Source organism: Geitlerinema sp. CS-897 (assembly GCF_028368005.1).
Taxonomy (GTDB): Bacteria; Cyanobacteriota; Cyanobacteriia; order Cyanobacteriales; family Geitlerinemataceae; genus Baaleninema; species Baaleninema simplex.
Genome location: NZ_JAQNCQ010000331.1, coordinates 1 through 14,693, shown reverse-complemented (window position 1 = coordinate 14,693; position 14,693 = coordinate 1). Strand labels below are relative to the sequence as shown.

The window sequence follows — 14,693 nt, the reverse complement described above, 5'->3', positions numbered from 1 at the left end:
GAAAAACTCTTGCCTGGAGTCTGACGTATATTAACCGACTCATTGGACTTACAGGGAATTAACCTCACTTAATGAATCGTGCCTCCAGAGGACTCGGAATTTTTGTTCCGTCTTTTGCCGTGCCCATTAAGTTGGTCACATGATACCACTAGGCTGAACTCCTTAACCCCCACCTGAGTCGCGCGAGGTGGAGGAATGCGTCGCTATTATTGTTCAAAACTACCCGGTTTGCCGAGTAAACTGGACTGTTTCGCCAGAAGCAGACTTGCGTTTTTTGGCGATCTCTGGCAATATTTCGCTAGGATAGAAGCATAAGCGTCAAATATATTATGCGGTAAAGCCAATGACCCAAGCATTGAATCGATGCATACTTCTATTGAGCTAAAAAATCCATGGTTTTTTCTGTAATGGCTCTCCCCATGCCTTCCACGGGACGCTGCCAGGGGACGGTTAGTTTTGCTTCGACTCTTTATCTCTGTCCGATTTTGGATCTACTCCTGGCCGAAATTCCAGCATCTCTCCAGCCCGAAATTCGGCTCGGCCTTCAAGAAGCTTTAGTTAACGCGGCCACACACGGAAACCAACTCGACCCCGGAAAGACGATTACGGTCGAATTTTCCTTTTCCAAAGATATCTACTGGTGGACGATTTCCGATCGCGGCGATCGACCCTTCGACCCAGAAGCCTGCTGCTGTGCCAGCGCTGACGAAGACAGCCTCCCCGACGACACCTCCGAGTGCGGTCGGGGATTGTATATTTTGAACCAAATTTTCGATCGCGTCGAATGGACGCCTCAAAAGCGGCAACTTCGCCTCGGCAAACTGGTGCCTCGCAGCGTTCGTCGCCCAAAATTTTAACTCGAAATTTTAACCTGTCGAATCGCTCTTAGAGGAGTGTTTCGTGCCGTGTTGCGGACAGGGAGGAGCGGAAATCGAGCGATCGAGCCAACCGATCGCCTGCTGGAGTCGCGGCAGCGCTTCTTCAGGAGCGTCTTTGAGTAGAAAGACCAACGCCGCCGCCAGTTGTTCCCGAGCGCGAACCGAGCGGTTAGACTTGAGACGGTGCCAGTCGCGTTCGGAGAGGGCCAAACGTTCGGCTAACGCTCGTGCCAGTTCCAAGGTCTCGAACTCTCGGAGTTCGGCCAGACGGGGATCGCCACCGAGAGGAGACGTCGCCGCATCAGAAGTCGTAGAAAATCGAGTCACAGGTATCGCGGGGCAAAACCCCGTTAGACTACAACAGAGGCGATCGCACGCCAGAGCTTTCTTTTCACTGTAATGTTTTTCGCCGTCTCTGTCAGCCATCTCCCCATGACTCCACCGACCGATCCCGCCCCGATCCCGTCCTCCGACGACGACGCCGATCTCGATCGCTCCCTTCAAGACCTCGAAACCGCCTTGACCCAATTAAAGCTGCGTCACGCTCAAGTGCAGCGCGATCGAGACCGACGCCAAAAACTCAAAGACGACCTGAAACGTCTCACCGAACAACTCGAACAGGTGGAAGTCCGCCTCGAAAGCCAACTGTTCTCCTGGCGGGACTTGCGCGAACCCTTCTGGCAAGCCGTGCGCTTTCTGGGCTTGGGGGTTGTTGTAGGCTGGATATTGAAGTCCTGTGCTGGCTGAAACAGCCGCTTGAATCCCTTTCCCTCTATGGAACAGCGAAGAATTATCCAGATTTTGCGTCACGGCGTTCCCGACGAAACCGCTTGCGTGCGCGGTTGGGTGCGAACCAAACGGGAACTCAAACAGTTTTCCTTTGTCGAAGTCAACGACGGCTCGTCTCTAGCTAACTTACAAGTGGTTCTCGACCCCGAACTTCCCGACTACGACACGCTCGTCAAACGTCTCAACACGGGGGCGTCGGTCGAAGTGTCTGGAACCCTCGTCGAGTCCCCCGCCAAAGGTCAGCGCATCGAACTCAAAGCCGAAACGGTGATGGTGTGCGGCGAGGTCGATAGCGAAACTTACCCCCTCCAGAAAAAACGCCATTCCTTTGAATTTTTGCGAACCATCGCTCACCTGCGATCGCGCACCAACACCCTCGGGGCTGTCTTTCGCGTGCGGAACGCCGCCTCCGACGCCATCCATCGATTTTTCCAAGAACGGGGTTTCTTGTGGATTCACACTCCCATCCTCACCGCTAGCGACTGCGAAGGGGCGGGCGAACTGCTCTCTGTGACCCACTTCGACCTGGCCGACGTACCTCGAACCGAGGCGCAAGCCGTCGATTACAGCCGGGATTTCTTCGGAAAACCCGCCTATTTGACCGTTAGCGGGCAACTCGAAGCCGAAGTGATGGCCATGGCCTTCGGTAACGTGTACACCTTCGGTCCGACGTTCCGCGCCGAGAATTCCAATACCTCGCGCCATTTGGCTGAATTTTGGATGATCGAGCCGGAAATGGCGTTTTGCGACCTGGCTGGCGACATGGATCTCGCCGAAGACTTCCTCAAATACCTATTTAACGCCGTGTTAGAAGCCTGTCCCGAGGACATGGAATTTTTTAACCAACGGATCGATAAGGGAGTTTTAGAGCGGGCAGAAAACATTTTACGGCACGATTTCGAGCGGGTTTCTTATACCGAAGCGATCGAACTGTTGGAAAAAGCCGATCGCACCTTTGAATTTCCCGTTGAATGGGGCGTAGATTTGCAATCGGAACACGAACGATATCTCGCCGAAGAACTGTTGGGCAAACCGCTAATCGTTTACAATTATCCTAGGAATATTAAAGCCTTCTACATGCGTCTCAACGACGACGAAAAAACCGTGGCGGCCATGGACGTTCTCGTTCCAAAAATTGGCGAAATCATCGGCGGATCGCAGCGTGAAGAACGGCTCGACGTACTCGAACGGCGAATTCGAGAGAGCGGATTGAACCGAGAGGATTACTGGTGGTATCTCGATTTACGTCGGTACGGAAGCGTGTCTCACGCCGGGTTCGGGCTGGGATTCGAGCGGTTGGTTCAGTTCGTGACCGGAATGGCAAACATTCGCGACGTAATTCCCTTTCCTCGCGCTCCCCTAACGATCGATTTTTGAGGGGTGTGACCCCCCAAACTGGTGTGAGAAGATTTCCGTGAAATTGCCGTTGCTTGCAGGTAAATAACTGCGATAAACTGACTGCGGATACGCAGTCGGCTAAATCGTTCGCCTATCGCGCGATATTCGGTTCGATCGCCGCTCGCACGTGTCAGGCTCGCCGTGAATCTCTCGACTTTCCGCCTTCAGGAAGCCCGTCGAAACCGGACTCACGCTTTCTGAAGGGCTATGTTCTGCCCGCGCGCGTCTTCATGCCGAGCCGAAACCGAAATGTGCGTTCGGGCGAGCGACGCGACCATCAGTCCCGAACCATCGATCATGACTGGCAACTCTCCTCCCAAGCCGAGTAACGATAGTGCGACGCGCACGATTGCTAACCCGCGCAAAGCGATCGAATATCTCGTTGCCAAGAAAACCTCCGGGTGCATCACCGTCAGCGATCCCGACGATCGCACGGTAAGCTGGCAACTGTTTCTACGGGGCGGACAACTGACCTACGCCACCAGCGTCGGACGAAAAACCGAACGGTTACAGTGTTTGATGCGAACCGTACAACCGGCCTTAGCCAAACTGGAGTTTTCCGACGACCGTAACGAGTACCCCGAAATTTGTCAGTGGTGGCACGGAAACGGTCTTCCGATGTCTAAACTCCGACAACTGCTCGTGCGGCTGAGTTTAGAAGGCTTGGTTCATATTTTCGCCCTGTCTAAAGCCCCCATCGAATTCGAGAAAGGCGCGAAAGTCGATCCCATTTTGATCGAAACGCCCCTGACCGACATACCCGCTCCGCTCTGGCAAATGGCGCTACAGTGGCAACAGTGGCGTCAGACGCTACCCTCGCCGTTCGCGCGATTGTACTTGCCCGAGGAACGAGAATCGGACTTTTTAGAACTGTCGAAACAACATCCGTTTCCCCTAAAATCCGATCGCGATCCCCAACAGGTCGCTCGAGCCACCGCTCGAATCCTCCACCAACAGCTTTCGATCTATCGCATCGCCACCCTGCTCAAAACCTCGGTTCAAAACCTGGTGACGTGGGTGCAGCCATTTTCGTCCGACGGAATTCTCGAAACCCTGACCGACAGTCAACCCGACACGAGCGATCTCCAAGACGTCACCGAATCGCAAAACGACGTCCGGCCAGTAGTCGCCTGCATCGACGACAGTAAAACCGTGCAAAAACAGGTACGGGGTATTTTAGAAATGTCGGGTTACGACGTTCTCGGTATCACCGAACCCGCCCAAGCCCTCACAGCATTGGTTCGACAGAAACCCGCCGTCATTTTAATGGACGTGAATATGCCCGATATCGACGGCTACGAACTCTGTAGTATGCTGCGGCAGTCGCGACAACTGCGGGACATTCCCATTATTATGCTCACCGGACGCGACGGCATTCTCGATCGCATTCGGGCTAAAACGTTGGGTGTGAACTACTACCTCACGAAGCCCTTCCATCCGGCTCACCTCGTCGAGTCTATCGGTAAAGTCCTGCAAAACATTCCGATCGATGCGTAGGGCGAGAAGACGGCAAACTTCTGATGGAACGAGACTATTTTAAAATTCGGGTATCCTCGACGGTGCGCGTGGCGTTGCCCCTAAGCCAAATCGAGGCGGCATTACAAATCGACCGACGGCTCGTCTGTCCCGTTCCCGGCGTCGCTCCGGCTTTGCTGGGGGTCATCAACCGTCGCGGAACCTTGACGTGGGTTCTCGATTTAAGTCACTTTCTCGAACTCGGGCCGTTACCGGCGATCCCCGGACAAGCCCTCAAAGCGATCGCGCTGTCGGCATCCCCGACCTCAAACGCTGCGGTCGTCGGAATTTCCGAGAACGACCCCCACCGAAACCGCGCCCCCCGGCCGGCGGTGGCCTGCGTCGTCACCGACCTCGAAGGGGTGTTTTCGCCCCAGCGCGAACTGCCCGTCACCAAGCGGCTCAAACCGCGACTGCAAGGTCTGATGAAACAAATCGTCTACGACGGTACGACTGGCTTGGCCGTTCTCGATTCCCCCGCCTTACTCCAGGCTTTGCGCGAAACGCCCCTCGACCTCGCACCCGCTTGAGATCTCAACTGCTGTCTGTTTTACGCGATGCGACCGGAGATTATCCCATGACCCAACCGACCCCCGAACGCGATACCGCGTCGTTCGCGGCAGCAGAGCCAGAGGCGATCGCTGCCGAGACTGCCCCAGACGAAGACGCCAAGGGTTCTGACGACCTGTTGCAACTGCTGCTGACCGCCAACGGACTCGAACAGTCCGGCGAAATCGATCGCGCCCGAGAAATTTACGAAGATATCGTCACCCGCGACAGTACGGGCGTTTGGGGTCAGAGTGCCAGTCAAGCCCTCGCTGCTTTACCCGCCTCAGAACCGGCAGCCCTCGAAGACACGACCCTCGAAAGACCCGACTCCAACTCCGAGGAGCGTTCGACAGAATCCGAGCCGACAGTACCGCTTCCTCCAAGTCCTCCCCTCGACACCTCCCCTCCTCGGGAACCCAAGACAGCCGTAGCGCGATCGCGCGGGGGGTTGGGAACGACCCTCAAATTGATGTTCGTGGCGGCCGCCGCCGTTCCCGCCGTCCTGACCGCCGGGGCGACGCTGTGGCTGGCACCGCAAACCCTACCGCCCGCTACGACCCCTTCCGAAACCGACGATCGCGATCGCGTTCTCCAACGACAAACCCTGTTGGCGGCGATCGTCGGCGCGGTCAGCATCCTGGCTCTGGCGAGTTTGACACTGCCCCGGCTACAGCGGCTCGATCGATACTTACGCCAAATAGCATATTTTTCCAAAAAAGTCAAGCTCGATCGTCCGACGCGTCCCCTAGAGATTCCCGAGGGGAGAGACGAGATTGGCGCGATCGCCGCAAACCTGAGAGATATTGCCGATCTCGTCACCAACCAAAACCATCGCCTGCAACAGCTCGAACGACAACAAGAGCAAGAGCGCCAGCGCGATCGCGCCGAAAAAGACCGCCTCCAACAACAAGCCCTCGACTTACTCGAGCGTCTCGAAGCTGCCCGCAGCGGCAACCTCGCCGTCGAAGCGCCCCTCAGCGACGGCGCAGTAGGAGCGATCGCCGACGCCTTCAACGCCACCGCGCGATCGCTGCGAGAGTTCGTCAGCCAAACCGCCCGCGTCGCCGCCGACGTAACCGAACGCACCCACGACAGCGAAACGGCCGTTCGCCAACTCAGCGATGCCGCCCGCCACCAATCCCAAGACCTACAAAGCGCCCTCGACACCGTTCGCGCGATCGCCGACGCCATCGATCGCCTGTCGAGATCGACCCGAGACGCCGCCGATCTCGCCCGTCAAGCCACCGAAGCCGCCCGACTCGGCGACAGTAACATGGACCGCACCACCGAAAGCATGGAACAGTTGCGTACCGCCGTCGCCAACACCGCCAAAAAAGCCAAACGCCTCGCCGAATCGGCCCAAGAAGTCTCACAAATCCTCGCCGTCGTCTCCGGAATTTCCGAAAAAGCCAACTTGCTCGCCTTCAACGCCGCCATCGAAGCCGCCCGAGCGGGGGAACGGGGCGAAGGATTCCGACAAGTGGCCGACGACGTGCGGGGCTTAGCCACCCAAATCGGCGAATCCGCCGGAGACATCGAACGACTCGTCGGTAGCATCCAAGCTGAAACTGCCGACGTTCTCGACGTTCTCGAAGCTGGAACCGCCGAAGTGGTCAGTAGCACGCGATCGGTCGGTCAAACTCAACAAACCCTGCGCCAACTCAGCGAACTGAGTCAGGCCATCGACGGTTCCCTGCAAACCGTCGCCCGCGACAGCGCCGACCGGGCCCGGTCTTCTCAAGACGTCAACCGCGTTATGGAAGAGGTCAACCGCGTTGCCCTCACCAACACCGAGGAAGCCCAACGCGTCGTCAGCGTCCTGCAAGGACTGCTCGAAGAAGTTGAGACCCTCAAATCCTCTGTGGCAAAATTTCAGGTTGAATGACGCCACTGTTCCCATTCGTTTGTTTAGCCCACGCGATCGAGACTCTAGCCATGAAACACGTATTTGTTGTCGAAGACGGTCACGCCGAACAAAAAATGATCGAAGCCCTGCTCAAACAGGCGGGGTTTCAAGTCACCCTATCGAGTAGCGTCGACGAAGCCTGGGACAAACTCCAAAGCGGTTCCCCCCCCGACCTGTTCGTCCTCGACATCGTCATGCCCGGAAAAAGCGGCCTCGAACTCTGCCGCACCATCCGAGAAAACGAGCAACTCCAAGATATCCCCGTCGTCTTCTGTAGTTCCAAGAGCGAAGAATTCGATCGCTTCTGGGCGATGCGCCAAGGGGCCCAAGCCTACCTCGTCAAACCCTATGCCCCCAAAGAACTCCTCGATGTCGTGTACCAACACGTTAAATGAGATAGGGAGATGATGAGATGGGGAGATGAGGAGATGAGGTGAAACTGTCAATTGTCCTCACACTTCACGCTTCACTCTTCCCTAACGAAGCCTCCCCATCTGCCCGAGGAAGCAAGTGCTAACGGCCTTCCCTCTTCCCCTATTCCCTCTTCCCTCCTCCCTGACATGAACCAGCCCTCTGCTGCCAACGGCAACATCGCCACCCAACAAGCCGCCGCCGACGCCCTACTCGAACAGTTTCTCGAAGCCAACCGCCTCGAACAGTCCGGGCAACTCGATCGCGCCCGCCAACTGTACGACGCCATCATCGCCGAAGACCCCGACGGATTCTACGGAACCAGCGCCCGTCGCGCCCTCGAGAGTCTGGGAAACGCCGATACCACTGCGACGACGGCGATCGCGTCCCCAACGGCTATAGAAGAAGGCGAGTTTGACGAGGACAGCGACACCGGCGTTCGGTTCGCTCCCCTCAAAACCGCCAAAACCTGGGTAAAACGGCGTTGGGAAAACCTCAGCTTTACCAACAAACTCACCATTCTACTGGTGAGCGGTTCCGTGGTTCCCGTCGCCCTCACGACGCTGTTCCTCGTTTCCCGAACTCAAGAACGCGTTCAAGAAGAATTTCTCACCCAACTGTCCTCCGACGTAGCGGCGTGGCGGAACGATTACGTCCTCTGGACGGAAGACGACAGCGTGACCGAAGCCGAAAACCTTTCCCAACTGGTGCAAATTCGCGGCATCGACCTCAGCAACAGCGGACAAATCAACCGAGAACGGGAGTATCTCGACGCGCTGGTCACCGAAGCACTGGCCGCTGGAGACCGAAACCGCGCGGACACGACCAAGAGTTTCCGTATCCTCACGGACGCTCGGGGACGCACCGTCGCCCAGGGCATTAAAATCCATACTTCAGCTCTAGAAGAACCCACCTATCCGCCCCTTCCCGACCCGAAACGCTCCATTTCCTCCGACGAATTCCAGCGGGTGCAGACGGAATCGGGTATCCCTTTGGACGACTTAGACATCGTGAAGACCGTTCTCCTCAACGGGCAACCACAACGGGGCATCGAAATCGTATCGGCGGAGATTCTGGAACGGTTGGGATTGGGACAACAGGCCGAAATTCCGTTGCGTTCTGACATCTCGCAAGATGCCGACGCCGCTTCGGCCGCCCGTCGAGCTGACGATCTCGACGATTTTCAAGCCGGGTTGGCGACGGTGGTGGTCTATCCCGTTAAAATCGGCGATCGCGTCGTGGGAACGGCGATCGTTGGAGTTCTCCACAACCGCCACCACGCCCTCCTCGACGAATTCCAACAACTGTTCGGAGCCAATGCCATCTCCGTATACGCCTACAACTGGCGCGTCAACACCAACGTCGATGCGGGTGACGGAACTCGCGCCATCGGCACCCTAGCCTCGGAGCGCGTCACCGAATCCGTTCTCGAAGAACAGCAAGAAACCTATTCCCTCGTCGAAGACATCAACGGCAAAAATTATCTCACCGTCTATCAGCCCCTCTACAACCACAAACGGCGCAGCGACCCCGACGTGTCGCCGATCGGCATGGTGTCCGTGGCCAAACCGCAAACCGAACTCGAACGGCTAGTGCGGGCGCAACAGCTATTGGGCATCGCCGTCGGTGGCGGTGCGGCGATCGTCGTGAGTGCCGTAGCGATCCTCGTCGCCAAAGCCTTCGCGCGATCGCTCGGCGATCTGGCGTGGTTCGCTCAAAAAGTCGGCCGGGGCGATCGCGGCGTGCGCCTCGAAGCCACTGCACGCGCCGACGAAATCGGTATTCTCTCCCAAGAACTCAACCAAATGGCGGCTAGTATCGAAGCCAACATCGACACCGTAAAACGTCAAGAAGAACTGCGCCGAAAAGAAGCCCAACAGCAGCGTCGCGAAAAAGAACGCCTGCAACGAGGGGTTATGAACCTGCTGCTCGAAATCGAAGGCGCACAACGCGGTGACTTAACCGTCAACGCCGCCGTGACCGAAGGATCGGTGGGATCGATCGCCGACGCCTTCAACACCACCATTCGACGCCTGCGAGAACTGGTATTGCAGGTACAAACCGTCGCGAACCAGGTCAACGACCTCGCCACCGGTAGCGCCCCCGCTGTCAAAACGCTCTCCCGAGAAGCCGACGTTCAAGCTCGGGAAATCGAACAAACGCTCGTGACCGTTGGAGAGATCGGCGATGCCATCCGTCGGATCGATCGCTCGGCCCAACAAGCCGCCGCCATCGCCCAACAGGGCGCTAAAGCCGCCCGAGATGGAGAAGAAGTGATGGACTTGACGGTGACGAGTATCAAAAATATCAGTAACGCCGTCGCCGAAACTGCCAGTAAGGTCGATCGCCTCACGGAGTCCTTCAAACAAATCCTGCAAATCCTCACCATCATTTCCGGCATCGCCGAACGGACGAATTTGTTGGCGTACAATGCCAGTATCGAGGCATCGCGGGCAGGAGAAAACGGCCAGGGTTTCCGAGTCGTCGCCGAAGAAGTGCGCCGCCTTGCCGGACGCGCCACCGAAGCCACCCGCAGTATCGAGCAAATCGTCGAAGTGATTCAACTCGATACTGAGGAAGTGCAACAAGCGATGGAAGTGGGTAAATCAGAAGTCGCTGAAGGTACCGAACTCGTGGCCAAAACCAAGCAAACCCTCAAAGGTCTCGCCGATGTCAGCCAGACGATCGATCGCTACATTCAATCGATTTCACAAAACACCACCACCCAAACCGAAGCTTCCAAGCAGGTGAACGACCGTATCGAACAAGTGGCGGGGACGACCCAAAATACCTCGACCCTCGCCAAAGAGGTGACAGAATCCCTCGAAGAACTGGTCGCCGCCGCCGCCACCCTCAAAGAATCCGTGGCTCAGTTCCGGTTGTGAGCGATCGGTTTCACCGTCTGTTTTCGTTTTTCGTTTGGTTTGTACGATCGTGAATTACACTCTCGACCCCGCCGTTCTCGAAGCGATCGCTCAAGAAGCCCGTCAGTGCTTCCTCGAAGAAGACGCCCCCGGCTATCTCGACACCCTACAACAGGGACTCCGACAGATGGCCGACGGCGTCGCGCCAGACTATCGGACGTTAATGCGGGCAGCCCACTCGGTCAAAGGCGGTGCGGGCGTCGCGCAAATGCCGGGGTTGAGCACTCTGGCCCATAAGCTCGAAGACCTCCTCGAAGCGTGGAACGAAGAGCGAATTCAGGATATCGATTCGGCACTGACCCTAATGCAGCAAGGTCTCGAAAGTCTCACCGACTTACTCGAAGCCGCCCAAACCCAAGGCATCGACCTCGAACCGGATCCCGACCTCCTGCAAGCCCTCGACGAATTTTTAGCCGCACTCGACCCAGATGCCATATCGCTCTCACTCGAAACGCCCGAGACACTCTCCCCGGCGAAGCAACGCTTAATTCGCACGGCGTTAGACTCAGACCTCGAAACCTGCCTGAGCGCCCTAGACGATCGCCTCCAATCCCCCAGAAACGACCTGCGAGACGCCTTCGCCACCTTCCTCGATGAATGTCTGCTGTTGGGAGAAGCTTACGGCTTGTCTTGGCTCGTCCAAACCGTCGAAGAAACTGAAGCAACCTTAAAGAACGCGTCGCCATCGCTTAAAGACCTCACCGCTTTAGCCCGACGCACCAGCGAGGTGCTAAGGCGTCAGCGAGACGCGTATTTACAAGACATGGCAGACAGCGGCGAAGCGAGCAGCGCAGCAGCGAAACCCTCCGAAACTGTCTCCGAGCCAAGCCTCCCCGCTCCGTCCGAGGTCAAACCCGAAACCACGACCGTTCCGACGCGGGTACAACAACTGCGAATTCCTCTCGAACGGATCGATCGCATGAGCAGTCTCGTCGGGGAACTGATTACCTACCACGAACGGCTGACCTTGCAGCAACAGCAACTCAAACAAGCCAGCCTCAACCTGCGACGCATCGTCGAACAGGTCAAGCCCGTTCGAGACGACGTACAAACCCTCTACGATCGAATGTCCACCACCGAGGACAACAGTGCAAGCCCCGAAGCCGGGCGGTCTGAAGAGTTCGATACCCTGGAAATGGATCGCTACACCGCCCTCCACAGTAGCCTACAAACTTTTGAAGAGTTAATCGCCCAAGTCCAAGAAACCCGCATCGACATCGACATCGTCAACCGGGAACTCGCCCAAGATTTGGGACAAGTCCGTCGCGACCTCGATCGCCTCTACGATGAAGTGACCACCTCCCGCCTGGTTCCCTTCAAAACCTTCGCCCAGCGTTTCGTTCCCCAACTCCAACGCATCAACCAACGCTGTGGCAAACAGTCCACCTTACAAATCTTCGGGGAAAACGTTCCCGTCGATAAAGTTCTCCTCGAACAGCTCCAAACTCCCCTGACGCACATTCTCAACAACGCCCTCGACCACGGTATCGAATCCCCCGAAAACCGCCGCCGCCTCGACAAGCCCGAAACAGCCCGTATTTCCTTGGGAGCGAAAACCGAAGGTAGCGAAGTGGTCGTCACCATTGCCGACGACGGCCGGGGCATCGATTTAGAATCGGTCTATCGCAAGGCTGTCGATCGCGGTCTCTGTCCGCCCCAGGTCACGATCGCTCAACTTCCCCGCGAAACCCTTCTCGACTTTATTTTCCAATCGGGATTTTCCACCGCCGATCGCGTCAGCGATATTTCGGGTCGGGGCGTCGGGATGGACATCGTGCGAACTCAAGTGCAGCAACTGCGGGGCAGCGTCGAAGTCGATACAGTCCCCGGAAAAGGCACGACGTTCTCGATTCGCTTGCCCCTCAGCCTCAGTTTGCTCCCAGTATTGCTCTGTCAGATCGGACAGCAGGTGGTGGCGATTCCCAGCGATACGGTGTTGGACGTATTGCCCTACGACGACGCGGTGGGGATCGATCGCACGCCGCTGACGAGTTCTCTGCTCGGTCGCGATCGAGCTGCCCGTGCGGGGGTCGATACCCTGGACAAGTCCATGACCTGGCGCGGTCAGGTTTTATCGCTGTATCCGCTGTGGGGAATGTTGACCTACAACACCGCTGCGGCTGTTTCTTCGACCCCCCGCGTCGTTCTCGTTCTCAAGGGGGCGACGACGCCTCTAGCGGTAGCGGTAGACGCCATTTCCGACGAACGCCAACTGGTTCTCAAACCCTTTGACGATACAGTTCCGGTTCCTCCTTACGTGGCCGGTTGTGCCATTTTGGGGACGGGGGAGGCCGTACCGACGATTTTACCCCGCTTTCTCAAGCCGATGTCGCACCAGAAAATCGCCTCGACGCCGCCAGCAGTTGCCGTCTCGGCCCGCACGATTTTAGTGGCGGAGGATTCGACGGGGGCGCGGCGATCGCTCGAACGCATCCTCACCAGTGCCGGGTTCGTGGTGGTGCCTTGTCGCGACGGTGGCGAAGCGTGGAAGAAACTCGAACAGCGTCAGGGAACGGTGGATTTGGTGGTGACAGATATCGAAATGCCAGTTCTCAACGGCTTCGATTTGCTCAGTAAGATTCGATCGCATTCGATGTGGTACGGTCTGCCCACAGTGGTCTTGACCTCGCGCACGGGCGATCGACACCGCCAGAAGGCTAAAAGTTTGGGAGCCAACGCCTATTTGGGCAAACCCGTCACGCCGGCGGAGTTACTCTCGAGTATCGACGAGTTGCTTGGGGAAGGCATCGCGGCGTCGCCGTGAAGATGTGAAGATTTGACACGGGGGCGATCGCTTCCACGAGACCCTCGATAGAATCGGAGATCTGAACACCGATCTCGTGCGAGATGCGATCGAGATCCGATCGTCGTTGGCAAAGTTGACAGTTTAGTCCAGATGTCTGAATTTGCAGTTGGAGAAAAAGTCCGTATCGTCCTGCTTCCCCCGTATTTAAAAACTGCCGATCCCATGCCGATGCTGCGTCCCCAGAGTTTGCTGGCAGTGGGGGACGAGGGGATCGTGACCGCCCGCAATCCCGGTGGAACCTGGAGCGTTCGCTTCGAGAACGGGGCTTATCTCCTCGACAGTCAATATTTAGAACCCGTCTAGTCGTTCGTCGAAACGCTGAGAACCGACCGGACGCGAGCCGACTGACTGAGAAGTTTTTGATACGATATCTGCAACGGCTCCTGTATCGCGAGGGCGCGGCCGGGAGAATACGAGGGGTCAAACCGCCTCCAACGCCTCCCCAGCCATCGCGTACAATGAAACCATGGAACATCACAAGCACGATCGCAGCGCGGCCGAACGGGCGTTTCGGGAATCCCTGGAGCGCTTGCGAGAGACGCTGGAAACCCCGAAAAAAGCAGCTTCCGACGTGCCACCGCCTGTGTCTCCAGCGAACGAGGCGGAGCTGTGGGAAGATGCCATCGACGATATCGAGCGGTTTTTGAACGCTCGCCATCCCCAAGATTCCGATTCTGAGTGATGTCCTGCCGTCACTGGCGTTGACGTTGCGCTTCAAAGACAAACAACGCTGTAGCGATCGCCACGTTGAGCGATTCGACTTGGTTGGCCAGGGGAATTCGGACTTGTACGTCGGCTAAATTTAACAGTTCGGGGGATAACCCCGCCCCTTCGTTCCCCAACAATAGGAGTGAAGGACGTTGGAAATCGATATCCCAGTAAGTTTCGCCCGCATCGCTACAGGTGGCGATAATTCGGACGCCCGCTTGTCGGCTTTGACGGACGAGTTCGGGTAAATCTGGCGAGATGGCGATCGGCAGTTGAAACCACGTTCCGGCAGAAGCCCGCAGCACTTTCGGATTATCGACATCGACGCTATCTTCGCTCAACCACAAGCCTTCGATATCGGCGGCGACGGCAGTGCGGACGAGGGTTCCTAGATTTCCCGGATCTTGCAGGCGATCGATGACCAATCCGATACCCGAAATCGGTAGGGAGGGGGTGGGATTGGCTAGACGCGGTGCTGTGGCGACCACGCCGTCGGGATGAACGGTGGTTGCAATGGATTTGAGAACGTCGTCGCTGACGAGTTCGAGGCGGTTTCCTCGATGGGGCAGTTCTCGCATCAACTCAGGGTGACTGTTGTGCCAGGATTCGGTGTAACACACGATGTCGAGAGGATAGTGGTGATAGCACGCTTCTCGAACGAGGTGCGTTCCTTCGAGGAGAAATCGTTCTTGTTGTTTGCGGGCTTTGGCCGATTTGAGTTTTCGGATTTGTTTGATAGTCGGATTTTGTAAACTGGTTAGCATTTAGGGAATAGGGAACGGGGAACGGGGAACGGGGAATAGGGAACG

Annotated in this window: 13 protein-coding genes; 11 read left to right on the top strand and 2 right to left on the bottom strand. The window is 57.1% G+C overall.

All coding sequences use genetic code 11. From position 1 onward, the window contains the following. Window positions 1-392: 392 nt before the first annotated feature. Window positions 393-857, top strand: a complete 465-nt coding sequence (locus tag POG22_RS21335) for an ATP-binding protein (RefSeq protein WP_051044153.1) — start codon at window positions 393-395, stop codon at window positions 855-857. Between the two features lie 9 nt (window positions 858-866). On the opposite strand, the gene POG22_RS21330 is transcribed toward POG22_RS21335, so the two are convergent. Next, entirely contained in the window at window positions 867-1,145 is a 279-nt protein-coding gene (locus POG22_RS21330) for a DUF6439 family protein (RefSeq protein ID WP_026097717.1), read from the bottom strand. Window positions 1,146-1,310: 165 nt separating this feature from the next. Between POG22_RS21330 and POG22_RS21325 the strand changes: the two genes are divergently transcribed. The 10 genes from POG22_RS21325 (at window position 1,311) to POG22_RS21280 (ending at window position 13,858) form a co-directional block, all read left to right on the top strand. Further along, the gene (locus POG22_RS21325) at window positions 1,311-1,625 is read left to right on the top strand and encodes a sll0565 family protein (protein WP_026097718.1); all 315 of its coding nucleotides are present in this window, start codon (window positions 1,311-1,313) and stop codon (window positions 1,623-1,625) included. Window positions 1,626-1,652: 27 nt separating this feature from the next. Beyond that, window positions 1,653-3,044, top strand: a complete 1,392-nt coding sequence (gene asnS / locus POG22_RS21320) for an asparagine--tRNA ligase (protein WP_063717474.1) — start codon at window positions 1,653-1,655, stop codon at window positions 3,042-3,044. Window positions 3,045-3,362: 318 nt separating this feature from the next. Then, on the top strand, window positions 3,363-4,562 hold the full coding sequence (locus POG22_RS21315) for a response regulator (RefSeq protein WP_498907053.1): 1,200 nt from the start codon (window positions 3,363-3,365) through the stop codon (window positions 4,560-4,562). 23 nt (window positions 4,563-4,585) lie between these two features. Beyond that, the gene (locus POG22_RS21310; protein ID WP_063717476.1) at window positions 4,586-5,110 is read left to right on the top strand and encodes a chemotaxis protein CheW; all 525 of its coding nucleotides are present in this window, start codon (window positions 4,586-4,588) and stop codon (window positions 5,108-5,110) included. A 47-nt stretch (window positions 5,111-5,157) separates the two neighbouring features. Beyond that, window positions 5,158-7,014: a methyl-accepting chemotaxis protein gene (locus POG22_RS21305; protein ID WP_150128543.1), complete on the top strand. Its 1,857-nt coding sequence runs from the start codon at window positions 5,158-5,160 to the stop codon at window positions 7,012-7,014. A 50-nt stretch (window positions 7,015-7,064) separates the two neighbouring features. Then, a complete protein-coding gene (locus POG22_RS21300; protein ID WP_017661526.1) occupies window positions 7,065-7,430 on the top strand; it encodes a response regulator transcription factor in 366 nt (121 codons plus the stop codon). Between the two features lie 165 nt (window positions 7,431-7,595). Then, complete coding sequence (locus tag POG22_RS21295) at window positions 7,596-10,331, top strand: methyl-accepting chemotaxis protein (RefSeq protein ID WP_498907052.1); 2,736 nt, start codon at window positions 7,596-7,598, stop codon at window positions 10,329-10,331. Window positions 10,332-10,380: 49 nt separating this feature from the next. After that, window positions 10,381-13,134: a response regulator gene (locus tag POG22_RS21290; RefSeq protein ID WP_063717480.1), complete on the top strand. Its 2,754-nt coding sequence runs from the start codon at window positions 10,381-10,383 to the stop codon at window positions 13,132-13,134. 132 nt (window positions 13,135-13,266) lie between these two features. Beyond that, on the top strand, window positions 13,267-13,479 hold the full coding sequence (sipA, locus tag POG22_RS21285) for a regulatory protein SipA (RefSeq protein ID WP_017661529.1): 213 nt from the start codon (window positions 13,267-13,269) through the stop codon (window positions 13,477-13,479). Between the two features lie 163 nt (window positions 13,480-13,642). Continuing rightward, window positions 13,643-13,858 carry a hypothetical protein gene (locus POG22_RS21280; RefSeq protein WP_017661530.1) on the top strand — a complete coding sequence of 72 codons (216 nt, stop codon included), beginning with the start codon at window positions 13,643-13,645 and terminating at the stop codon, window positions 13,856-13,858. 10 nt (window positions 13,859-13,868) lie between these two features. On the opposite strand, the gene POG22_RS21275 is transcribed toward POG22_RS21280, so the two are convergent. Further along, window positions 13,869-14,648 carry a TrmH family RNA methyltransferase gene (locus POG22_RS21275; RefSeq protein WP_063717479.1) on the bottom strand — a complete coding sequence of 260 codons (780 nt, stop codon included), beginning with the start codon at window positions 14,646-14,648 and terminating at the stop codon, window positions 13,869-13,871. Window positions 14,649-14,693: the final 45 nt, after the last annotated feature.